At 40.4% G+C, this 23,208-nt stretch carries 23 protein-coding genes and 1 pseudogene; 8 read left to right on the top strand and 16 right to left on the bottom strand.

Translation table 11 applies throughout. The annotated features are described in order from the left end of the window. Window positions 1-232, bottom strand: a 232-nt coding sequence (locus tag IM500_RS22195; RefSeq protein ID WP_287739543.1) for a hypothetical protein, incomplete at its 3' end; no start/stop codon positions are given. A gap of 110 nt (window positions 233-342) precedes the next feature. Between IM500_RS22195 and IM500_RS22190 the strand changes: the two genes are divergently transcribed. Then, window positions 343-1,707, top strand: a complete 1,365-nt coding sequence (locus IM500_RS22190) for a GTP-binding protein (RefSeq protein ID WP_190718133.1) — start codon at window positions 343-345, stop codon at window positions 1,705-1,707. Window positions 1,708-1,751: 44 nt separating this feature from the next. On the opposite strand, the gene IM500_RS22185 is transcribed toward IM500_RS22190, so the two are convergent. Next, on the bottom strand, window positions 1,752-1,904 hold the full coding sequence (locus IM500_RS22185; RefSeq protein WP_190718136.1) for a hypothetical protein: 153 nt from the start codon (window positions 1,902-1,904) through the stop codon (window positions 1,752-1,754). 130 nt (window positions 1,905-2,034) lie between these two features. On the opposite strand from IM500_RS22185, the gene IM500_RS22180 reads away from it, so the two are divergent. Together IM500_RS22180 and IM500_RS22175 are read left to right on the top strand one after the other, a co-directional pair. Then, the gene (locus tag IM500_RS22180) at window positions 2,035-2,592 is read left to right on the top strand and encodes a hypothetical protein (protein WP_190718140.1); all 558 of its coding nucleotides are present in this window, start codon (window positions 2,035-2,037) and stop codon (window positions 2,590-2,592) included. A gap of 212 nt (window positions 2,593-2,804) precedes the next feature. Beyond that, the gene (locus IM500_RS22175) at window positions 2,805-4,658 is read left to right on the top strand and encodes a peptidoglycan D,D-transpeptidase FtsI family protein (protein WP_190718142.1); all 1,854 of its coding nucleotides are present in this window, start codon (window positions 2,805-2,807) and stop codon (window positions 4,656-4,658) included. A gap of 86 nt (window positions 4,659-4,744) precedes the next feature. Here the strand turns inward: IM500_RS22175 and IM500_RS22170 are convergent, their stop codons facing one another. The 5 genes and pseudogenes from IM500_RS22170 to IM500_RS22155 form a co-directional block, all read right to left on the bottom strand. Further along, window positions 4,745-5,386 carry a DUF3226 domain-containing protein gene (locus IM500_RS22170; RefSeq protein ID WP_190718145.1) on the bottom strand — a complete coding sequence of 214 codons (642 nt, stop codon included), beginning with the start codon at window positions 5,384-5,386 and terminating at the stop codon, window positions 4,745-4,747. Window positions 5,387-5,388: 2 nt separating this feature from the next. Further along, the gene (locus IM500_RS22165) at window positions 5,389-6,546 is read right to left on the bottom strand and encodes an AAA family ATPase (protein WP_190718148.1); all 1,158 of its coding nucleotides are present in this window, start codon (window positions 6,544-6,546) and stop codon (window positions 5,389-5,391) included. A gap of 44 nt (window positions 6,547-6,590) precedes the next feature. After that, a pseudogene (locus tag IM500_RS24630) lies at window positions 6,591-6,680 on the bottom strand (divergent PAP2 family protein); the annotation flags it as partial. An 83-nt stretch (window positions 6,681-6,763) separates the two neighbouring features. Next, window positions 6,764-7,069 (bottom strand): type II toxin-antitoxin system HicB family antitoxin, encoded by a 306-nt coding sequence (locus tag IM500_RS22160; protein ID WP_190718151.1) that lies wholly within the window; start codon window positions 7,067-7,069, stop codon window positions 6,764-6,766. Between the two features lie 54 nt (window positions 7,070-7,123). Beyond that, window positions 7,124-7,609, bottom strand: coding sequence for a helix-turn-helix domain-containing protein (locus IM500_RS22155; protein WP_287739542.1), 486 nt, complete (start codon window positions 7,607-7,609; stop codon window positions 7,124-7,126). A gap of 162 nt (window positions 7,610-7,771) precedes the next feature. Here IM500_RS22155 and IM500_RS22150 point away from each other — a divergent pair, with 162 nt between their 5' ends. After that, a complete protein-coding gene (locus IM500_RS22150; protein WP_287739541.1) occupies window positions 7,772-8,449 on the top strand; it encodes a PEP-CTERM sorting domain-containing protein in 678 nt (225 codons plus the stop codon). A gap of 193 nt (window positions 8,450-8,642) precedes the next feature. On the opposite strand, the gene IM500_RS22145 is transcribed toward IM500_RS22150, so the two are convergent. The 7 genes from IM500_RS22145 to IM500_RS22115 form a co-directional block, all read right to left on the bottom strand. Beyond that, window positions 8,643-8,909, bottom strand: coding sequence for a type II toxin-antitoxin system YafQ family toxin (locus tag IM500_RS22145; RefSeq protein WP_002763162.1), 267 nt, complete (start codon window positions 8,907-8,909; stop codon window positions 8,643-8,645). Further along, the gene (locus IM500_RS22140) at window positions 8,909-9,169 is read right to left on the bottom strand and encodes a hypothetical protein (RefSeq protein WP_002763159.1); all 261 of its coding nucleotides are present in this window, start codon (window positions 9,167-9,169) and stop codon (window positions 8,909-8,911) included. Before IM500_RS22140 ends, IM500_RS22145 begins: the two co-directional genes overlap by 1 nt. A gap of 112 nt (window positions 9,170-9,281) precedes the next feature. Then, complete coding sequence (locus IM500_RS22135) at window positions 9,282-10,235, bottom strand: asparaginase (RefSeq protein WP_287739540.1); 954 nt, start codon at window positions 10,233-10,235, stop codon at window positions 9,282-9,284. A gap of 22 nt (window positions 10,236-10,257) precedes the next feature. Then, the gene (locus IM500_RS22130) at window positions 10,258-10,761 is read right to left on the bottom strand and encodes a CGLD27 family protein (RefSeq protein ID WP_193960826.1); all 504 of its coding nucleotides are present in this window, start codon (window positions 10,759-10,761) and stop codon (window positions 10,258-10,260) included. A gap of 5 nt (window positions 10,762-10,766) precedes the next feature. Beyond that, window positions 10,767-11,171, bottom strand: a complete 405-nt coding sequence (gene rsfS, locus IM500_RS22125) for a ribosome silencing factor (RefSeq protein WP_002739249.1) — start codon at window positions 11,169-11,171, stop codon at window positions 10,767-10,769. A gap of 55 nt (window positions 11,172-11,226) precedes the next feature. Next, window positions 11,227-11,823, bottom strand: a complete 597-nt coding sequence (gene yqeK, locus IM500_RS22120; RefSeq protein WP_190718160.1) for a bis(5'-nucleosyl)-tetraphosphatase (symmetrical) YqeK — start codon at window positions 11,821-11,823, stop codon at window positions 11,227-11,229. Between the two features lie 80 nt (window positions 11,824-11,903). Then, window positions 11,904-13,472, bottom strand: a complete 1,569-nt coding sequence (locus IM500_RS22115; protein ID WP_287739539.1) for a YcjF family protein — start codon at window positions 13,470-13,472, stop codon at window positions 11,904-11,906. Between the two features lie 354 nt (window positions 13,473-13,826). On the opposite strand from IM500_RS22115, the gene IM500_RS22110 reads away from it, so the two are divergent. The 3 genes from IM500_RS22110 (at window position 13,827) to secF (ending at window position 17,304) form a co-directional block, all read left to right on the top strand. Further along, entirely contained in the window at window positions 13,827-14,810 is a 984-nt protein-coding gene (locus IM500_RS22110; RefSeq protein WP_002763149.1) for an alpha-ketoacid dehydrogenase subunit beta, read from the top strand. A gap of 26 nt (window positions 14,811-14,836) precedes the next feature. Continuing rightward, window positions 14,837-16,243, top strand: coding sequence for a protein translocase subunit SecD (gene secD, locus IM500_RS22105; RefSeq protein ID WP_061432536.1), 1,407 nt, complete (start codon window positions 14,837-14,839; stop codon window positions 16,241-16,243). A gap of 128 nt (window positions 16,244-16,371) precedes the next feature. Next, window positions 16,372-17,304 (top strand): protein translocase subunit SecF, encoded by a 933-nt coding sequence (gene secF, locus IM500_RS22100; protein ID WP_287739538.1) that lies wholly within the window; start codon window positions 16,372-16,374, stop codon window positions 17,302-17,304. 134 nt (window positions 17,305-17,438) lie between these two features. Here the strand turns inward: secF and IM500_RS22095 are convergent, their stop codons facing one another. Next, window positions 17,439-19,430, bottom strand: coding sequence for a serine/threonine protein kinase (locus IM500_RS22095; RefSeq protein WP_287739537.1), 1,992 nt, complete (start codon window positions 19,428-19,430; stop codon window positions 17,439-17,441). A 33-nt stretch (window positions 19,431-19,463) separates the two neighbouring features. Further along, a complete protein-coding gene (locus IM500_RS22090; RefSeq protein WP_287739536.1) occupies window positions 19,464-21,539 on the bottom strand; it encodes a serine/threonine protein kinase in 2,076 nt (691 codons plus the stop codon). 322 nt (window positions 21,540-21,861) lie between these two features. Between IM500_RS22090 and IM500_RS22085 the strand changes: the two genes are divergently transcribed. Continuing rightward, on the top strand, window positions 21,862-23,178 hold the full coding sequence (locus IM500_RS22085; protein WP_287739535.1) for a hypothetical protein: 1,317 nt from the start codon (window positions 21,862-21,864) through the stop codon (window positions 23,176-23,178). The last annotated feature ends 30 nt before the right edge of the window (window positions 23,179-23,208 follow it).

Here is a 23,208-nt window from a genome sequence, read left to right as displayed (position 1 = left end):
CTCTACTCCAGATACAGTCAACGGTACAGCCATTTTCAAGGGAAAAATGTACCCAGTAGCCTCTTTTCAATTTTTTCTGAGAAGCGACCTGCAGTAAGGGTTTTGTTAATTTTTTAGTATTTCTGTATGGGGGAAGTTCAGTTAGTTGAAATTCCCCCATCTCTCCTGCTCCCCACTTCCCCACTTCCCCACTTCCCCAACTCCCCACCACCCCACTACCCCACTTCCCCACCTCCCCACTTCCCCACCTCCCCTAACCCCAAATAACCGCGTCTCAGTTACCGCCCCGAAACTCTACAATAAAGGCAGCAGCAGCATCAATAAACAGTAAAAAAATCAACCGTGACCAAGACCCCATCCCTCGAGGAAACTCATTACAATCAGGCTAAAGCTAGTTTACAACAGGCTTTAACTTGGTATGCCAGTTTTCGCCGCCATTGGAATTATCCCCCCGATCCCCAACTTCAGGCCGCCGTTAAACAGGATTTGCAGTCCCTAAAATCGGCCTTGCATAAACTGGATGAAACAGTGATTCGGGTGGCAGCCTTCGGGTTAGTCAGTCGCGGTAAATCCTCGGTGGTAAACGCTTTAGTCGGTCAAAAAGTCCTGGCAACCGGACCCCTGCACGGGGTGACACGCTGGCCGCGATCGGTGCGTTGGACACCAGCCACGGGTAAAATTCAGATAGAATTAATCGATACCCCCGGATTGGATGAGATTGAAGGGGAAGCGCGGGCGAATATGGCCAGAGAAGTCGCTAAAAGTGCCGATTTAATTTTATTTATCGTCGCGGGGGATATTACCCGCACTGAATACGAGGCCTTGGCAGAATTGCGCCAGGCGAAAAAACCGATCATTTTGGTGTTTAATAAGATTGATCTCTATCCGGAAGCCGATCGCCGCCAGATTTTTCAGCAGTTACAGAGATTAGGAACCAATCGGGACGAAAAAACGTTAGAAGATTTGTTAACTAGCGATGAGATAGTTATGGTAGCCGCCGAACCGCAACCGATTCCCGTCCGGGTGGAATACCCCGATGGGTGCGTGGTGACTGAGTGGGAAACCCCTCCCCCCCAAATTGAGGAGCTGCAAGATAAACTCTTAACGATTTTAAATCGGGAAGGGCGATCGCTGCTGGCCTTAAATGCTCTAGTGCAAGGGCAAGAAGCGGAGGAAAATATCGCTAGAAAAACCCTGGAACTCCGGGACAGTCAAGCGGAGGAAATTATCTGGCAATACGCGAAATATAAGGCTTTAGCGATTGCGGCCAATCCGATCGCTATTTTAGACCTACTAGGGGCTTCAATCGTCGATTTAACTCTAGTTCGGGCTTTAGCTCGTTTGTACGGCTTGCCGATTACCAGTCACCAAGCTGGTCAACTCTGGCGGACTCTACTTTTGAGTAGTGCGGGGTTGCTGGTGGGGGAAATCCTCAGCACTGTGATTATCGGTTTGGGCAAAACGGCGGCGGCAGCGGCGAGTATTTTTGAAAATCCCACCTCTTTAACCCTCTACGGTAGCACCGCTCTCTTACAGGGAGCAATTGCCGCTTATGGAACCTATATCATCGGGAAAGCCGCTAAAATCTATCTAGAACGCGGTTGTAGTTGGGGGGCATCCGGACCGAGTACGGTGATCAATCAAATTCTCGCTCAAGTTCATCCGCAAACTATTTTATATCGTTTACGTCTAGAACTAGAACAGTGATTTTAAAGGAAAAAGTAAAAAGGAAAAAAGGCAACAGTGATCAATTAAATATGGTTCTTCGTTACTTGGCATGGTTCGATCGGATGGCATAAATCGACTAAATTCTTATCTGGCAAGAGACTTAATTGATTAGTTCGTTTTAGAGCGAAAACAATTGACAAAAATCGCAGCCATGTCTTTCTATATAATGGTTTCATCCCTTATAACCCCGTCCATTGCATAACACGAACCACTGACGACCGACTCCTGACTACTGATGACCGACTCCTAATTTTAGAAACTTAATTTTTGACAACGACAACTAGCTAGAAATATTGAGAGAAAATCATGTCTGCTGCCCATAAGTCCTATATTCCCGTTCCCGTTCCTAGCCAAAAAAGCCAAGGGAGTCAACGTCGTCCCCAGTCGCGGGTAACTCCCCCCAACCCCACTACTAAACCAGTTACTCAATCCTCCCCGACTCCCACCGTCAAACCGACGACTAAATCGGTGGCGAGAGTTCCCGTGGCCCCGACACAAAAACAATTAGCCTCGCGTCAATTACGTTCCCTTTGCCTCCTAGAAAGAATAGTGGCCGTGATTACTTTTTGTCTGTTGGGTTCGACTCTGGGAATATATGCTTGGACGGTATATATTCCCAAGGTTTGGGACAAAGAATTTGGTAAACTGGAAACACTGCAACGTCACGAGCGCCATCTTTTGTCCACCAATGAAACCCTTAAACATCAACTAGCTCAACAAGCAGAAAAACCCGAAACCGGATTAACTCATCCCCAACCCTTCCAAACTATCTTTTTACAGCGTAAATCTGCCCCTAACCTGAAACCTGCCAACGCTTCTCAACCCCAATCTACCGTCAATTCTCGACCGAGAAGTGCCTATTAACAGTTATCAGTTATCAGTTATCAGTTATCAGTTATCAGATGTGAGTTTTTAAGTGTGCAGTATTAAATAGAAGTTTCCTACTGTCTGTTTACTGATTACTGATTACTGTTTACTGTTTACTGTTTACTGATTACTGTTCACTGGTTACTGCTTACTGATTACTGTTCACTGGTTACTGCTTACTGTTCACTGGTTACTGAAAGATACTGCTCATGACTGACACAAAAAGACCCAGATTTAGAGGTAAAAAAACTCGATCGCCCTCTGGCAGGATCCGGGACAGAAAGTCCTATTTAAACGCCAAAAAACGGCAAAAAAAGTTAAAAAATTGGCCTTTGAGTAACGGGCGATTGGTGGCGGTGTGGTTGATTTTAGTCATGGGTATTGTGGGTTTAGCTTGGCGATTGTACCAGTTGCAAATAGTACAAGGACAGGAGTTGCAAAAAAGAGCCAGACAACAGCAAACTACCAGTATTAGACCCTATATTCCCCGACGGGCGATCGTCGATAGTAATGGTAATGTTTTGGCGACCGATCGCTTGATTTATACTCTTTATGTACACCCAAAACTGTTTGCGATTCCGCCGGCAGAAGTGGCTGATAAATTAGCTCCTTTATTAAATATTCCCAGTAATCAACTGATTCAAAAATTTAAAGAAAAAGAAACAGGAATTCGTTTAGCCAATCAATTAACCGAATCCGTGGCTAGGGGCTTAAAACAATTATCTCTTGACGGTGTAGAATTAGAGGAAAAGTACGCTCGTTATTATCCCCAAGACGATGTGGCAGCCGACGTGATTGGCTATGTAGATAAAGAACATCGTGGTCAAGCAGGATTAGAGAGAGGTTCCAGTCAGTTATTAGAAAGAGATCCCTTTTCTGTCAATACAAGACGCATGGGAGACGGGCGAATTTTACCAGCTTTTGTTCCCCATGGTATCTTTCAATTTGATGAATTACAGTTAGAAGTAACCCTCGATTTAAAACTACAAAGAGCGGCGCGGACGGCCCTACGAGAACAGCTAAAAAAATTTAATGCTAAACGGGGAGCCGTCATCGTCATGGACTCCCTTGATGGTTCTCTTTTAGCCCTAGTTTGTGAGCCAACTTTTAACCCCAACGAATACTATAAAGCCAATGTGGCTCTATTTAAAAATTGGACCGTAGCCGATCAGTACGAACCGGGGTCAACTTTTAAACCAATTATTGTCGCCATGGCCATGGAAGCGGGGGCAATTAAAGCTAGTACGGTAGTCAATGATCCGGGGGCAATTACTGTCGGTCCCTGGACGATTAAAAATGCCTCTAAACAGGGTTATGGGGCGCTAGATATGGCCAGAGTTCTGCAAACCTCTAGTAACGTGGCCATGGTGCAAATTGCCCAAAAAATGGGGCGAGTTGATTTCTATAAAAGTTTATTAGGATTGGAAATAAATCAAAGGGTTGGCGTAGATTTACCCGGAGAAGTGGCAGGATATCTCAAACCCGAACAAGAATTTCTGGATAATGCCATTGAATCGGCCACCGCTTCCTTTGGTCAAGGTTTATCCCTAACGCCTTTAAAATTAGTACAGTTGCACGGTGCGCTGGCCAATGGTGGCACCTTAGTAACTCCCCATGTGATCAAAGGATTAGCCGACGACCGCGGCCGTTTGCACTGGCGGCCCGGTTATCCCAGCAAAAAAGTCTTTTCTCCCACCGTGGCCCGGCAAGTGGTGGAAATGATGGAAACCGTCGTCAGCAAGGGGACGGGGGTAGCGGCCCAAATCCCCGGTTATCGCATCGGAGGCAAAACGGGAACCGCACAAAAAGCTAGTCCGACGGGGGGTTATCTACCTAACGCCAAAATTACCAGTTTTGTGGCGATTTTACCGATCGAATCGCCCCGTTATGTGGTTTTGGTGGTGGTGGATGAACCCAAGGGTGCCAATACTTTTGGCTCCACTGTTGCCGCTCCAGTGGCAAAAACGGTGATGAATACGCTCATTTCCCTCAAAGGTATCCCCCCCACCTCCAAGGTCGTTCCGGCGGGTTCTGCGACCAATAAACCCCCGCGGCACGATTAATTTAAGTCTTTTTGAAAGAGGCTTTATTTAACAAAGCACAGAGAAATATTATGGGGCTGTCATTCCCATTTCGATCCATACTTCTATCAAATCTCGTATAACTCCTGTAACCATCTCAAAAAATTTGCCGATTGGGGATGGGATTGATTAAGTATTCTTTGTTTTACTGCATCGTGAAGTTGTTTCCCCGGCGGATATTGCCAAGCTAAATAGGTATGAATATTAGCCTTATCTAGATGATAATCTCTATAGGTTGCCCCCTGTTGTTTTGCCTCTATCACCTTGTTTTGTGTATATTGCCAAAGATTATTATCGGGAACTAAATAGGCTAAAAAAGTCTCTAACATCCCTCTAGATTGATTATCTGGCATCATCCACACACCGAATTTTATCCCCGATTCTAGAGTCATAATTAATCCCGCTGCTGGTAAATTTTGAGGTAAGCTAGGTATATTTGGTAAACAGGCATTATATAAACTTTTCCAACGATTATCAGGTTCTTCGTCCGCATCCATAATAATTCCTAAATGAGTTAGTCCGTTAGGAGTTTTTAGTTGCGTAGAGATATATTTAGGTTTTAGTAAATTTTCAACACCATCACAATTTATGATATTCAATGGTTCTTCCCCTCTATTCCAAGTAACTCCATTTGCTGCCATTAATTGGGGAATAACTCTCAATTCCTCTGCACCTTCCACTAATAACTTTTTTGTCTCTATTTTAGGCATTGTTACCGCACCTCAAGATTACTTGTAGCAGCAATAACAATTTCTTCTGGATCAAAGATTACAGATTGGCTTTTTTCCCTATCTATCCTTTGAATAGTAATCTCGTTATCGGTAATTTTTTCTTCGGTAATTAATTCGGCTAAACTTTGCCAACAATCGCGGCTGTGAGTGGTGGCAAATACCTGAATATTGAGTTTTTTGGCGGTTTCCCAGACTACTTTCCACATATCAGTCATGACAGTAAAATGCAATCCGCTATCAATTTCATCAACTAATAAAATTCCATTTTCAAGATTAACCATTGCTAAAACTAATCCTAACATTCGCCAAAATCCATCGCCTAAACTGCCAATAGGTATAGGTTGATCATGATTTTTAATTTTGATTAAAAACCCACCTCTAACACCTAGGTTATTTGAAGTTAAATACTTGCCAGAACCAACAATGGCTATTCTTTCAATTTTTGGCTCAATAATTTTCAAAGATTCAATAATTAAATCTTCTAAAGGAGAGAGAACAATGTTATCAAAAAGTGCTGCCATATCAGAACTTGTTAGAGAAAATGGTGTTAAGAACTTCAATTTAATTTTATTATCAATACCTATTTTATGGGAAATTCTGCTTAAACTAGCTATTCTTCTTATAGAATCTCTGGCAAGAGTACCGTTGGCAAGAAGTTCCATTTCAATAGGTTTTTGTGAGCCAATCCATCCAATACTTAAAATAAGTTTACCCCATTCCTCATCGTCGAAATTGTTATCATTATTTTGATTTATATCATCATTTTTGTCTGAAAATAAAGATAGTTGTATAGGAATGCTTTCAACAGAAATGGTAACACTTGCTAGATAGGATTTGCCATATCCACTGATGATAATTTTTTTACTTGGGATGATTTCATGCCCAGGAAATAAATGACAAATTTCAAAAACTTTAGTGCGACTAGGTAGATTACTTTCTGACCAACCAAACTCACCTCTATAGCTAATAGTTTCAAGAAATATATCTATATTATTCTGAGCATACAAAAACTGAATCGCTTCTAAAATAGAAGTTTTACCGCTATTATTTTTACCCACTAAGAGATTAATTCGACCAAGATTGGCCATCTCAAAATTCTGAAACCCGCGAAAGCCTTCAATTTTTAGGGATTGTAACATGAGTGATTACCCCGGATTTTCAGTTATTAAATCTAGTTTATCTCAACCCCAGTAGCCAAAGCCCCCGACGAGACTAGATAGCGCAGACTCACCTTACCATCGCGGATTAACTCAATCAGCGCTTTTAGTCCCTTTTCACCTTTCGAGCATTATAGCTGGTTTCGGGGCAGAAAACCAGCAAAAACATGACTACAGAGGGAATCGCTGACTCTAGAGATTAATGACAATAAATTCCTAGCTGCTGATACAGTTCAACCTCATCCTTGCAAACAGTTAAGGTTTTTTGTTCTTCAATATTCTGAATGACTTGTTGAGTTTTTTGGTTAAAATCGCTTATCGTATAATTACCTTCTGCAATTCGTCTTTCTTTTTCCTCTAATTCGAGACAAAGTTCCATAGCTTCTTGAATATTGCTCAAAGCTTCTTCGAGATTATGTCCTTCACTAATACAACCGGGGAGAGAAGGAACAGAAAGATTATAATCTCCTTCCTCGCTTGGTTCTAAAATAACATTTACTTTCATATTGGCTCAGGGTAATAATAAGATAACTATATTATAAGTGATGTTGCCGGGGACTTACTCAAATTCTTCTAATTGCGATCGCACCAAGTCTATGGGAAGTTTTAAAGCTCTAGTAATTTGTTCGATAGTTAATCCTTCTTTGATTAATTCGGGGATGGTTTCTAATTTAGCTTGTTGATAAATATTAGACTGCTTTAATTCCTTTTCTGATAGCCCTGTACAGATATTACCCTTGTTAATTTGAATACTATTGATAACATTAGAAAAATTAGAATGATAATATCTTTGTAAACTAGATTTTAAATTTGATTTACTGACTTCCTCTCCTAATATTTCTGATAAGGTTTTCCATAATTTACCTGCTGTTTCCTTGATATATTTCTGAGAACGATGATTTTTTTGAGCTATTTCGGCGTATTTTTGATGATTGACAACTCCCTCTAAGATTTCATGCTGAAGATCGTCTAAATGTTCTCCTGTATGGGAGAAAACAAGCTCATCAATAGTTATTATAAAAGATTGAATATCGAATGAGTTCATAGGATGATTTTAAACAGGGAGTTAAGTCAGGATTGCCTGATATTATAGCGCAAAATGCAAACTTAGTGTCTTTATATTTCTTTATAGGGCTTTTATGGGTCTTGAAAGTAAATTTTGATTTATTTACACTTTCATTAATTATTTTACTGATAGAGTTTTTTTATGAAGTTTCTTCGTTTTTGCGCCCTGTTCTCTGTACCTATTGCTACGGTAGGGATAACAACCTGTATTGTTAGTTTACCAAGTCAGGCCGTTGAACTTGTATTTTCAAGTCCTGGTGTAATCAAAGGTGTAAATGGAGTGTCTTTTACTTTGCCAAGTACGGGTATCTCAAAAACCTACAATATTATTCTTGAACGAGGAACAGTAAATGATATCTATGGTACACCTCCACTATTTGATGTGTTTACTGAAGAAGATGCTTTAGCTGCCATGAATGCTTCTGCTCAGGGTATAAACTTTTATATTACTAATGTATCTGAAAATCTGTCATTTGAATCTTTAGGAACAGATGCATTTTATATTCCATATTTTACGGATTCCGTTAACGTTGATGTAAGTTCTAGTAAAAGAAAAGATTTGTTTCCATATTTTACGGATTCCGTTAACGTTGATGTAAGTTCTAGTAAAAGAAAAGAACAATCACCAGGACTTATAGAGGTAGGCTTTATAGATTTACCTGTTGATGTTGAGGTAGTTTATACACGCCTTATACAAGTTCCCGAACCCACATCAATTTTAGGACTCTTTTCTCTAGGAATACTCGGTGTTGGTGCGACAATAAAACGCCAAGTAAAACGCAATCATTCTATCGAAAAAGAAACCACAAAAATAGGTTAAATTGCCCATTAACTGGTGTTATCGCTCTTTGATTACTTTGCGTTCGCCGAAAAAAGTACAAGGGTTTTGAGTCTCTCGGAGCGATTTCTCAACGTTTGTTCCTGGCACTTTTTTGGAAAAAAAGCTCAAAACCCTTTTCTAGCAGAGCTTACATTTGTATTCAGCAAGCTCTACTTAAACGATTGACCGAATATTAGAATAAATCCCCATGGGAACCAGAGCGCACTAAAAAAAGATGGGTGTCTGTGATTTTATAAATTAAAAGCCAGTCTGGTTCTAGGTGACAATCCCTATATCCATTCCAGTTTCCCATCAAAGCGTGATCTTTGTATTTAGGTTCTAGTTCTTGCTTTTGAAGTAATTTATCAATGACATTTTTCAGTTTGGTCATATCTTTTCCCCGTTTTTGCAGTCGTTTAATATCTTTCTTAAAGCGATTTTCAAAAATGGGTAATAACATTAAATTCCTAGCTGCTGATACAGTTCAACTTGATCTTGGCAAACAGTTAAGTTTTTTTGCTCTTCAATATTCTGAATAGCTTGTTGAGTTTTTTCGTTAAAATCACTTATGGTATAAGTCCCTTCTGCAATTCGTCGTTCTTTTTCCGCTTCTTCTAAAAATTCAGCTAGGTGTTTTTTTAGATAGGTTGCTAGGCTATCTTGTTGTTCTTCAGAAAGCAGTGCAATTTGCTCGAAAGTTTCTTGAATTAATTTAGTCATCTGTATTGTACTCCGAAGTTCAGTTTTTGAGGAAAAAAATCAAGATTCAAATACTGCCCTAACACACCAAAAAGAAAAGTTTTTGATGTGTTACCCTTGGTCAACCCACTATTTACAATAAAGCCATTTCTCCCACCACTTCCAAGCGGGTATAACTGCCGATTTTAAGGAATTTTTCCGAGAGAGATTCGGCCACATTAGGAGTAATCCAGCCTAACTGTTTGAGAATTTGCAAAGCGGCGGCATATTTAGCCCGTTTGGAACCATCTAGGGCTTTAATTGCTAATCCTAAACCTTCACCGACGCGCCCGATACATTGAATCCCTTCGGCCCCGGCTTTACTGACGATTTCCCCTTGGCTAACCTGCATTAATTCCGTGTCAAAAGCCCCTTCTCCTGCTACCATGCGGGGGTGATAGGTCATCGCCCGGACGATTCTTTCTAAGTCTAAACGGTTGCCAGAGGCTAACTGGGCGTAGAGATGGGCCATTTGCCCCAACTGCATTGAATAGGTGGGCGCGCCGCAGTCATCGTGGGCGCTGATTAATTCATCCCCCGGCATCCCCAATAATTCGGCAATTTTGCTGAGAATTAGCTTCTGTATCTGACTAGAACGCCGCAGATAGCTATTTAACGGCCAGCCACGCTGTTGACACACCGCTAACATCCCGGCGTGTTTACCAGAACAATTGTACTGGAGGCGACTGGGTTTACCTTCGGGGAGGGGACATTGCAGGGCATTAGGATCGATATCGGCGCGCCAGAGAATATTAAAGACTTGACGGGCGTGTTCCACTGTGCCTTGGTGAGAACTACAGATAATGGCTAGATCCTTATCGTTGAGATCGTAGCGTTCGAGGGTGGCGGTACTGATGACAGCCAGTGCTTGAAAAGGTTTCAGGGCCGAACGAATAAAGGCGCTAGTTTCGGCGCTGCCGGCGGTGGATAATACCCGGCCGCGGTCATCGCAAATAGCGGCCTCGACATTATGAACCGATTCAATAATACCTTCCCGGAGGAGATGAATTTCTAAGCGGTGGGTTGGTGAACGTTTTACCCTATTCATTCAGATTGGTGATTGGTTGCGGTTAGTGAGTGAAAAATAGCCAGAAAAGACCACTGATAGCGACAATTGCCCCTAGAATCAGGGCGGTTTTTTGTAAACGCTGGAGAATGGGCTGGATTTGATAGGAGACGATTAAACGATCGCGGGTTAAAATGGCGGCGGTTTTTGTCCAGATTTGGCCATCGTACCAGCCCGACTCTTCATAAAATACTTTCTCCGATTGCAAGCGATCGTAAACGTAGATCCAGCCTAGATACAAGCGCAATAACACCAATCCTACCAAAATTGTCGAGCCAAAAATCCCCGCACAGAGGAAGAGAAAAGGGGCCTTTTTGAGGGGAAAACTAGCGGCGGCAATCGGTCCGACAATTAACCATGTCCATAACCATAACCAGACAATTTTTTTTGTATAAGAGGCTACATCTAGCGTCGCCCAACGGAAAAACCAAGATTCTTTTAATTGTTCGTACTCGTTAACCGGTTGCTGTTCTTCCGGGACGGGACAGAAATCAAGGGAGGATTTCATGGATTCTACTCCTCTAAATGGTCGCTAGGTAGAGGAATCCGTTGAGCATGACCCCAAAATGCTTCTAAATTATAAAATTCTCGCTCTTTTGGTAAAAAGATATGGACAATGATATCGCCATAATCCATCAGGATCCAGCTACCTTCGCTTTTTCCTTCCACTTGTCGGGGGGATTGCTGCCATTCTAGTTCCATGGCAGCTTCGATCGCATCCTCGATCGCTCGCACTTGAGTGGTAGAATAGCCGGTAATAATCAGAAAATAATCGGTTAAATAACAGATATCGGCGACTTTCAGGATGGCGATGTCCCCTGCTTTCTTGTCCTCGGCAGCGGTAACAATTGTCTCTAGAAAATTTTCGGTCTTGAGATTTTCGGCGACGGGGGTAATAATTCCAGTGGGATTGGTCATTCAGGTTGTAGTTATCCTTTGGCTGAGGTGGTTTTAAGCGAGTCTTGAGATTATGTTAATCAATGGTTTTAGTTTTTGTTGGTTGTTCTTTAACAATTTGTAACGCCCAGTTGCGCGTTAGCACGGTGCGGGGATGAATGGGACAATGGCTACTTAAAAGATATTTTAGGGAATAATCACAGGTTTGTTGAACGCTTTTATGGAGATTTTGATAGCTGAGTTGTCGTAGGGCGTTTAATTCGGGTGTATCGCCGCGATTGGGTTCCAAGGCATCGGCAATAAAGACTATACAGCTAAGATCACTCATATTGGGTTTACCGAGGGTATGATTGCGAATTGCTTCGAGAATTTCCTCATCGGTAACGTTAAATTCTTTTTGGGCGACAATTGCACTGACATCGGCGTGGAGTAAGTGGGGATGGGATAAACAGATATTATCCACGTCTATTCCCGCCGATTCCGCCATTTTTAGCAGTTTTTTGGGCTTGAAAAATTTAGCCAGATCGTGTAGTAATCCCGCTTGCCCTGCTTGGACGGGATCGAGATGGTGATGACGAGCTAAATCAATACACATGGTCTCCACACCGAGAATATGTCGCAGACGGTGTTCGTTGACGTTTTCTTTTAACCAGTCGATAACTTGCTGTCGCATCTTTTTTTTGCCCTTGTGGAACCCCAAAACGATTGTAACAATTACTATACAATTTTGCCTATTGCTCCCGGGTTCGATCTTTACCAATCATCCTCGCAACTAGCTTCTAAAACTTCTTCTTGCTGCCAATCATCCTGAAAAGGTTGTACCACTTTACCGATCGCATCGGCCACAAAAGACTTAATAAATTCTTCCTTGCGACTGAGTTGAAATTGTCTTTGTACCACTTCCGTCATACCACCGTCACCCCAGTCTTGATCGTGACGGAAATATTCAATAAAACTTTTGCCAGCAATGCGGGTTAAATAGGCGGCACTGACCCCTTGAATTGCCTTACCGACTATATAGGTAGTGAAATTTAATTGTAGGATTCTGGCTAATAATTCTACTGCTCCTTTTACCACTCCCAAACTAACTAGAGTTTTGCCCAAAGATAGAGCCAATTCCTTGCCTCGATCGCTGTTAATTTCACAGCCATAAACTTGACCAATTTCCCTGACCATTTGAGCATTAACCGCCGCCGTTGCTAACAGATCGAACACTGGTAAGGGAGTCACCGCAATCACTCCCGCACCGATCCACTGATAGCGATCGATAATTTTATCAGCTTGGCGACGACGTTGGCGATCAATAATTTTCCTAGCTTCTTCTCCTAATCTTTGGGATTGTAAGAGGATATTATCCGCCACCAAATCCTCCCCTTCGGCCCGTAAAACTGAAGCCAAACGTTTAATTAAAGCTAAAATATCTGGTTCCGGTGTGATGATTTGTCCACCGGTTAACTGTACTGGTTGGGGATTAGCGGCGACGGCAATAATATCGGCTGAAAGGACCACTCCTTTTAGACGTTCTCGTAATTGTTTTAAAATAATGTCTCGATCTTCATCGCTATAAAGATCGATTTTATTAAAGACTAAGAGAGAGCGTTTACCAATATCAATTAAACGCAACAAAGGGCCGTATTCCGATTGTCGAATATCGTTATCGATGACAAATAAAAGTAAATCTGCTTCCGTGGCTAATTGTCGCGCTAACTGTTCCCTTTGACCTCCAGCTGCACCAATTTCAAGAATGCCGGGGGTATCGGTAATTTGAATTTCCCGATTCACACCTTTCATTTTTAAACTATAGGTTTCCCCTTTTTCCGTGGTTCCCATGGTTGCCTCCACATTGCCCACCATTTGACCGATGAGGGCGTTAATTAGGGAGGTTTTTCCCGCCGATCCCGTGCCGAAAACAATGATTTTAACTTCTTTTCTGGCTAAACTTCGCTCAATTTCTTGGGAACGCTTAATAAAAACCTGTTGGGTTACTTTATCTTGAATTTGCTCCACTTGTTGCCGGATAGCTTTTAAGGTTTCCCCGGCGGCCTCGGTTTTTTCTACCGGTAATTTTAGGGGTGGACGGGAGGAAGAACGCAACCCGCGGCGACTTTTTTGGCGCTGGGGCAGCAGATAAAAGTAGTACAAAAGAATGTAGATCAGCAAGCCCAGCAGTCCGATAATGAGCAAAAGCAGAATATTAGCTAAGATAGGAGCGGTAAAGGCGATCTGGATGTAAAGACGATAGATAGAGTTGACTAACCACAACATTAATCCGAAAATAAAGCTCAGACCAATGATTAAAGTGGCAAGACGGGGTAATTTCATTAGCTTTAACGGTAGGGGATTGCTTGATCTTGATCTTAGTTCTTTGCCGGCCGATTGTCGGGAACTAGAATAGACTATTATCTATAGTCATAATTGTTTTTATTCATCAGTAGGGAGGCAAAATTATTTGTAGGATGGGTTAGCGGTAGCGTAACATAATCGGGCGTTGGGTTTCATGCTTCAACCCAACCTACGTTCTCCACCTACTTTTATTTATTCTCCCCACTTCCCCACTTCCCCACCTCCCCACCTCCCCACTTCCCCACTTCCCCACTTCCTATTCCCTCGGGCCAGAAAAGGGGTAAGATAATAAGTTTAGTGATAAGATGACCGAATTGTAAGCGGGGACTTGATATGGCAGAAACCCTATTATTTAATGCTTTGCGACAGGCGATCGATGAGGAAATGGGCCGCGACCAGACAGTATTTGTTTTAGGTGAAGATGTGGGTCATTACGGTGGTTCCTACAAAGTTACCAAAGATCTCTACAAAAAATATGGCGATTTAAGGGTTTTAGATACTCCCATCGCTGAAAATAGTTTTACGGGCATGGCAGTGGGGGCAGCCATGACGGGATTGCGTCCGATTATTGAAGGCATGAATATGGGTTTTCTTCTGCTTGCCTTTAACCAAATTGCCAACAATGCCGGGATGTTACGTTATACTTCCGGCGGTAATTTTAAAATACCCATGGTTATCCGTGGTCCGGGGGGTGTGGGCAGACAATTAGGTGCGGAACATTCCCAACGTTTAGAGGCCTATTTTCACGCGGTACCCGGACTAAAAATTGTCGCTTGTTCCACTCCTTACAACGCCAAAGGTTTATTAAAATCGGCGATTAGAGATAATAACCCCGTGCTTTTCTTTGAACACGTTCTTCTCTATAATCTCAAGGAAAATTTACCTGATACCGAGTATCTTTTACCCCTCGATAAAGCCGAAATCGTTCGCAAGGGAGAAGATATCACCATTCTCACCTATTCGCGGATGCGTCATCACTGTTTACAGGCATTAAAACAGTTAGAAAAAGATGGCTATGATCCAGAAATTATCGATTTAATTTCCCTGAAACCCTTTGATATGGAGACGATCGCCGCTTCGATTCGCAAGACTCACAGGGTGATTATCGTGGAAGAATGTATGAAAACGGCAGGAATTGCTTCCGAGTTAATTGCTTTAATTAACGAGCAGTTATTCGATGAATTAGATGCCCCCGTGTTAAGATTATCTTCCCAAGATATCCCCACACCTTATAACGGTAATCTAGAAAGATTGACGATTATTCAACCTAATCAAATTGTCGAAGCTGTCCAAAAAATCGTCGGTGATCGCATTTAAAAAATTCTCCTTTTGATACTGAAGTTATGCAGAGACAAAATTGGTTATTGTTACTGATCATCGGCCTGGTTATTGCCTCGATCTTCGTCCTGATTAAGTTACCCCTACAATTAGGTTTAGACCTGCGCGGTGGTAGTCAATTAACCATTCAGGTTAAACCCACTGAAACCGTCACAACCATTCAACCTAATGATTTAAAAGCCGTACAAAATGTGATTGAAAACCGCGTTAATGCCCTGGGTGTTTCTGAATCATTAGTGCAGACTGTGGACAGTAAAAATCAGGTAATCGTGCAACTACCCGGGGTCACAAATCCCAAAGAAGCGGAGAGAAACTTAAATGTTCAGGCCCAATTAGAATTTCGTCAGCAAAAACAAGGTACAGAAGGAGAATTCCGGGCTGAATATTCAATTTTTCAACAAAAAAAAGCGGAATTAGCCGCCCTCAAAGCCGAGAATAAACCCGAAAATGCCGCTAAAATTGCCGAACTAGAACAATCTCTGCAAAAATCTAAACAGGCGATTTTAAATCTATTTGAATCGGTGGACTTAACTGGAAAAAATCTGCAAAATGCCACCATTAGTTCCACCCAAGGGACTAACTGGGAAGTGGCCATTACCTTCGACTCGGAAGGGGGCAGTAAATTTGCCGAACTGACTAAAGCGATCGCAGGTACTGGTCGCAGTATTGGGATTTTCCTCGATAATGAATTAATTAGCGCCCCTGTGGTTGATGTGCAGTTTGCCCAAACGGGAATTACAGGAGGCCGGGCCGTGATTACCGGTAATTTTACCGCCGAAACTGCCAACGATCTAGCGATTCAATTGCGCGGTGGTTCTCTACCTTTCCCCGTTAAAGTGGAAGAAATTCGCACCGTCGGGGCAACTTTAGGCCAGGATAGCATCCGTCGCAGTATCTACGCCGGTTTAGTGGGTTTACTGTTAGTTTTAATCTTCATGGCGGTTTATTACCGTTTACCCGGTATTATTGCCGATGTTTCCCTGATTATCTATACTATTCTCTCTCTGGGGGCTTTTGCCTTAGTGGGAGTCACCATGACGTTACCCGGTATTGCCGGATTTATCCTCAGTATCGGCATGGCAGTTGATGCAAATGTACTAATTTTTGAGCGTACCCGGGAGGAATTAAGGGCCGGAAAATCCCTATTTCGGGCAGTAGAGTCGGGATTTTATCGGGCTTTTTCCAGTATTCTTGATAGTAATGTCACTACTTTAATCGCCTGTGCTGCCTTATTTTGGTTGGGTTCAGGATTAGTCAAAGGTTTTGCTTTAACTTTAGCCATTGGGGTAGCTGTGAGTATGTTTACCGCTTTAACCTGTAGTCGCACTCTCCTGTTAATCACCGTGTTAAACGTCCCCAGCGTCCGTCAAAAACCCGAACTTTTCTGCCCTAATTTACCGGCAAATCAGTAGGGTGGGTTAGGCGACGACAAGTTATGCTGTTAACCAATAATTTCATATTCGCCGTAACCCACCGATTGCCACTCCCTACTCCCCAAATTCCTTTTTCCTTTTTACTTTTTACTTTTTACTTAATCAATATGGCATTTAACGTTACAAAACAGCGTAATTTTTGGTGGACAGTCTCGGCCCTGCTGACGATTGGTAGTATTTTGGCCATGGTAATTTCTTGGTTCACTATTCAAGCGCCTTTGCGACCGAGTTTAGATTTTGTTGGTGGTACGAGAATTCAGATAGAATTAGCCTGTGCCAAAAAGAATAACTGTGAGAAACCCTTAACTACTGCCGAAGTGCAAGTGATTTTAGACGAGGAAGGATTGGGTAACAGTAGTGTGCAGGTGTTGGATAAATATACTTTATCGGTGCGGACGAAAACCCTCGCAGAAGAACAGAGAACAAAATTACTCGACACCTTAAACCAGAAAATCGGTGCCTTTGACCCCGAAACCAGTCAAATCGATACCGTCGGTCCCACCATCGGTCAAGAATTATTTAGGTCGGGATTTTTAGCTTTATTAGTGTCATTTTTTGGCATTGCTGTCTATCTAAGCTTTCGTTTTCAACGGGATTACGCTTTTTTTGCCATTGTCGCCCTGCTGCACGACGTTTTGATCACTTTAGGGGTCTTTGCGGTTTTAGGCTTAATTGCGGGGGTAGAAGTGGATAGTTTATTTTTGGTTTCCCTCTTGACAATTGTGGGCTTTTCTGTTAACGACACAGTGGTAATTTATGATCGCGTTCGGGAAAATTTTGTCAATACCCCCGAATTATCCGTGGATGAAATTGTCGATAATGCGGTGAGTCAAACACTAACTCGTTCAATTAATACCACCCTGACCACTTTATTGCCTCTGGTGGCGATTTTTCTCTTTGGTGGCAGCACCTTAAAATATTTCGCCCTAGCTTTAATTATTGGCTTCGTAGCCGGGGCCTATTCGAGTATTTTTATCGCTAGTACCCTACTAGCTTGGTGGCGCGGTCGTTCCAATCGAAGCAAGGCTGTGCAAGCTTAAAAATGGCTTTTAGTTGTCAGCTAAATTTTTTGGCCAATTTCGTCAAATATCGGTTTTAATATATTTGCCTCGTTCTTCAACCTCGGACTTTAAATGATCAGCTTTCCTTCGTCAAGCTTTCCAGTTGATGCACTTCATTTTTTATTGGCATTTCGCTTTTCCCAGTGACGATATTGATTAACTAATCTAGCCCTGTTGATATGTGGATATAGTATCATAAAAATCAACAAAAAACTTGTCAAAGCTAATGCTAATAGGACATAAGGATTAAACCATCCAACCACTGAACCAGCACCAATAGCAATACCTAATCCTATCGTTAACAGGATAAAGATGTAGCCTTTGTCAATTTGCTTATTCTTGAATTTTAATTCTGTTGAATAAAGCAATACACTTGTAATTGAAGCGATAACAGTACCTTTGATAAAGCCTATCGCTCCTTCTTCAAAATTAGAAGCTAGTTGAATCATCAATAAAGTATAAAATTCTCCTAGTAATGCTCCTATAAATGGAAATATACCTACCTCCAAAAAAACCCAACCGAATGTTAGTAATACGAGAATTATTAGAGGATAAAGCGATCCAATTTCTAAGAATATCTGACAAATATAAAAGATAATTATAGGCCAAATCCAAAGTAACCAAAAGAAAAAATACGGTGAAAATGGAAAGAGAAGTAAATTTGGTTGCCAAAATTTCCAAACTTGAAATAATGGCAATAGAGATCCAACAATACCTGATGTAAAAGCAATGGCATAAATGTTAATAAAAAGAACAAAATTATCATTATTGCTTCTAAGTGTGGATGGGATCAAAAACTTTTCAGATGTAGATGTAAAGGTTTTCGGAATGTAGTCTGAAAGGAAAATTTTTACACAAAATATAAACCAAAGTAACACTAAAGCTAAAAGAAAATAAGGGGGCTGTCTGACTTTTTCAATAGGTAGAGGAGCCGTGTTAATAATAAGCTTTAATTTCTTGGATTTTTCGTCAGCATTACTGCTTAAAATAAGCTCACGTTCATATATTTTATCTGCCATCAAATGGCTAGTATCAACAGTAACACTAAATTCATGATGATTTCCTTCAAAAGCATCAGGTGTAATTGTAATCCAAGGATGACTATTTCTTGAATCAACGTCATTTTCATGAGATCCAATTGACCACTCTCCTTGTAAAATAGTGTCAGGGATTTCATTAATTACTGTAATGGATGACGTAATATTCTCATTTATTTCGTTGGCGGTTAACTCTAATTCTGATGCACTAAGCTGGACTATTGGAGAGCGAATTAAGTAGAGTGGTTTCAATGCTTCTAATGCTTCTTGAGCATTTTGAAAGCGTTTTTTCACGTTTCGCTCTACCATTTTTTCTAGCCAGCTAATAAACTGTAAACTCAATTTGGGAACGAGATGTTTAAAGCGAATTTTGCAGTCATTATATTGATCTTGTAATTCACTAATTTTATCAGACGTTATGCCCGTTACTAAGCAAATTAAAGTTAAGCCTAATCCATATAAATCAGAGGCTTTTGTTAATCTTTTTCTTAAAAATTGCTCCGGTGCTATAAAAATGGGCGTACCTGCAAAAATACTGCTATTATTTACCTCTCTATTGCCTATCTTTGCCAAGCCAAAATCAATCAAATAAACTTTTAATTGATCATCTAGCAAAATATTATCTGGTTTAATATCTCGATGATAAATTGGTTCAGGGTATCCTGTTTTGTCCTGTAAATAAATTAATATATTTAACAATTGTATAGCTATTTTTTTGATTTGTTCTGGATTATAACTACGAGGATTAGATAGGGGTTGAGCATTTTCAAATTCTTGGACTAAACACAATCCATTGCCTGAGTCAAAATGATCGAGATAACGAGGAATTTGTGGATGATTTAATTGTTTTAAAACATCAATCTCTCGTTCAATTGCTTTATATGCTGTCCAATTTGCGTTGGAGTTACAAAATCTAAATTGTTTGATAACAACGGGAGTCTGAGTTCTAGTCATTATAGCTTGGTAAGTGATTCTTCCTCCTAAACTATTTATTCCTAACTCTCTGACAACTTGATAGCCATAGTCTTCAAAGTTTGGTAAATTGGTATGATAATAGCTGTTTTCCATAGCTTGATGACCTCTTGGTTATTGGTTTTAACTTTAGTAGATGTTCTTGCTGTATTTAGTTATTATTCGACCATAATAAATGGGCGGAAATAGCAATAGTATTAACAAAGGAATACCAGTAATTAGCAAAGTTGTTAGAATATAAACATTATGCCAACCAACTTGTGAGCCAATACCTGAAGCAATAGCAAGTCCAATTGTTAGATATAAATATAGAAGAATTACTATTTTGTTGGTGTAACCTTTTTTTGCAAAGCTGAGATTAACCATTGGAAGTAAGAAAAATCTCAATCTTTTTGAAAGAAACATATAAAATATATGTCGATTAAGTGATAGAGGTAAATAAAAAAAAGCCCCAAATAAATATCCCAAAAATATTTTAAATATTGTAATGAACAGAAGATCTAATAACCCAAATGAAACCCAGTGTAAGACGGGCATTGGAAGAAATGTATTCCCTATAAAATAGGGTAAGATAAAAGTGAATGTAACCGCTAAGTAAACAAGCCAAATAGCAATGTAAACAAAAGAAGTTTCATCTATTATCTTTTTTTCGTTTTTGGAGTTTGGGTTATTAGTATTACCCACCAATACGAATGCATGGCAGATGCCAAAGAGAAGACCAAGAGATGCAGATGTGGGAAACAGATACCCATGCCGATTCATAGGCATAGCAATATTTATTCTAATTATGTCCAAACTTGTAGCTAAACTTATAATAAAATCAGGCAAGAATGCCATCATAGTTCCTACTATCGCACCTAAATACATTATTGCCATTGTACCTATTAATATTAAAATAGAATCCATTCCAAGAACGGCTAATGCTGCTAAAATTGTAATGCTCAATTGAAGGATAAGATTGTCCTGTATCCAAACAAATCCCGATCCAATTGTAAAAATAAGATATATTCCAGCTAAGAGTAAATAAGGAGGTAATATAGGCTTGGGCAACGGGGCAGTTTTGATACTAATATTAAATGGTGTGTTATTCTGACGAGCATTGCTTTCAAAAATAATTGTACGCTGATAAACCTTATTAGCGGTTAGCTTACCGGTATCTATCTCAAAAGTACATGAGGTTTGATTCCCCTTAAATCTTTTACTTTTAGGATAAAAAATAGTTAACCAATCATGACGGCGAGATTCTTTTTGCTGATAAGATAAAATAGATCCTTCTAAAACTGTCTCAGGAATTGGATTATTCAATTCAATGGTTTGAATTATTTTTTCTCCTAAACGCTTAGCTTCATAAGCAAAACTACTTCTACTCAAATGAAGTTCAGGAATCCGAATTAACTCCAAGGGAAGAAGCGCATTTAAAGCTTCTTGTGCGTTAGGAAATCTTTGATCTGGGTTAAGTCTTACAAGCTTATCTAGCCACTCAATAAAAGAGAAAGCTAGATGAAAGACACGAGTTTTAAAATCTATCTGAAGGTTATAATCTACTATATCCACAAAATCTTTAGATTGAATCTTGCACAACAGACAAATTAAGGTAGCACCTAATCCATATAAATCCGTTGCTTCGGTGAGAGGAAGATTATTTACTTGTTCAGGAGACATAAAACCAGGAGTTCCTAAAGCAATACTGCTTAATGCCGTTGCCTCTCCTTCTCCAATTTTGGCAAATCCAAAATCAATTAAATAGACATTTAAGTTATCGTCAACTAGGATATTTTCGGGCTTAATATCTCGATGAATAATCGGAGGAAGTAAACTCTGAAGATAGACAAGAATCTCTAAAAGTTGAATAGCAACACTTTTAATCTCTTGTGGTGTAAAATCATTATTTTCTGATAGAGTTTGTGCATCAATAAATTCTTGGACGATACAAAAACTAGCAGATTCAGTCTTAAAGTCATCTAAATAACTAGGAATTTTTGGATGATGGAGACTCCGCAAAGTTTGAATCTCCCTCTCAATTTGTCTCTCCCCATCAAGAGTGCTACTTCCTCCTACCCACTGAAATTGCTTAATCACCACAATTTGTCCAGTATTAATACTTAATGCTTTGTATGATACTCTGCCAGCAGAAGGGTTGCGACCAAGTTGCTCAATCACTTGGTAGCCATGCGCGGTAAAGTCAGGATACTGCGGTTCAGACATAAGGTGAATAATAACTCTACTTTAAGAACTTTAGCTCAATCATAACTAATAGATCAGTGGATTTATGACACTTGCCCCTAAGTACAGTTGGCTAAAACCCCGCGCACTTGTCGAGAATGCCTCTACTTTCTCAGGAGAAATTCTGTCTAAGCAAGTAATCTCGGTGAACCAAGAATCCCCAAGACTTTAGGCTGGGGAGTGTTAAAAAATTGTTATGGCTAGGGGAGCTTTAAGATTGCTTCGAGGGCTTTGGTGATACAATGAGCCGTTAACTAGCTATCTCTCGGTGGCATGGAGAGCCAAATTGTCAGGAGGTCGAAGCGTGAAAACTCGGTTGCGTTGGTTTTGGGTGGCTTTAGGGGCATTTCTTGCCATTATTGGCGAGGAATTCTTGAGAAAGCTGCTGGCACTCTCTCTCTGTGGCGTTTTTCTGTTGAGTTACTGTCTGCCTGATGCTAAATATAGCGCTTCTGTCGTGGCTCAAACTCCACAACCGGCTATTAGGCAATCTCAAACAGAGCAGAAAATTGATAATTATTTTAGCCCCATTCAACCAGATGGTACACCCAAATTAGGGATCGATCGCTGGTGGGCAACCGCAGGAGTAGATAAGGAAATTACAGTTAATTGGACGGTAGAAGTTAAGGAAAAAGGCGAATATTATCTCCGTCTAGGTGTAGATTTAGAAAATTTTGATGTAATCAAAAGATTTAGAAAGTGGAAGCTCAGTGATAAGGTTTCCATTAAGATTTCAGATGATTATAATAGACCTGTTTCTAGCTATGAAGCATCAGGATATGATGATAAAATATCGATTCGTTTTCGAGAACCAGGTATTTACCAGATCACCATCGACAAATTTGTTGTCCCTCGAGAAGCTGTTGTTGAAGAAATTGAGTTTAAGTTAAATAAATTACACAAGGGTGAATTAGGCGAAGATATTTATCTAAAAACTCTTTTTATTGCTGACCGTCCTGAAGTTACTATCAAAAATTTTAGGATCAAAGTTCCTGACAGTCAAAACAAAGTGATCGACAGTAGAGAACTGACGAAACAAGGTTTAATTAACTATTTTACTCCGATTTTGAATTTTGAGCCAGAGGAAGAATATCAAGTTCCTTTTGATGTTAACAAGAATACTTGGAAAGCCGAAACTAAAGCCACTATTAAGGATAGAGGAAATGCAGATGATTACTTAGATCTTAGTCAATTTAAAACCGATATCAAAGGTGCTTACAGTCGAAGTAAAAAAACTCCTGCTAAAATTTATGCCTCAATCGTTGAAAATGATAATTTAGAAATAGATAACAAAAAAACAGGAATTAAAGAATTAGCAATTAACTATTATTTTCACTATCCCCATAGCAATTGGTACGATCACGAAGGATTTAATAATCATGAAGGAGATTGGGAAGGAATAACGGTCTTTTTACAGAAGGATCGGGATGGATACTACTATCCTTGTCGAGTTGCTTTTGGCGAACACATTTTCTTGGTGAGTGAGTTTATTTCCGAAGGAGGAGAAATTTTTGAATGGACAGAATTAGCTGACAGGGGGACAAGCCAGCTGAAAAGCTTATGTAGCATGGAATACAGACACAGACTCCCAAAAAAGATAAGTCATATTTACCATATATGACCTAAATAACGAAAATGATAAGTGAACTAT

The organism is Microcystis sp. M179S2 (genome assembly GCF_020245805.1).
GTDB lineage: Bacteria > Cyanobacteriota > Cyanobacteriia > Cyanobacteriales > Microcystaceae > Microcystis > Microcystis aeruginosa.
The sequence above is the reverse complement of the archived record's forward strand: the minus strand, read 5'-3'. Positions and strand labels throughout refer to the sequence as shown.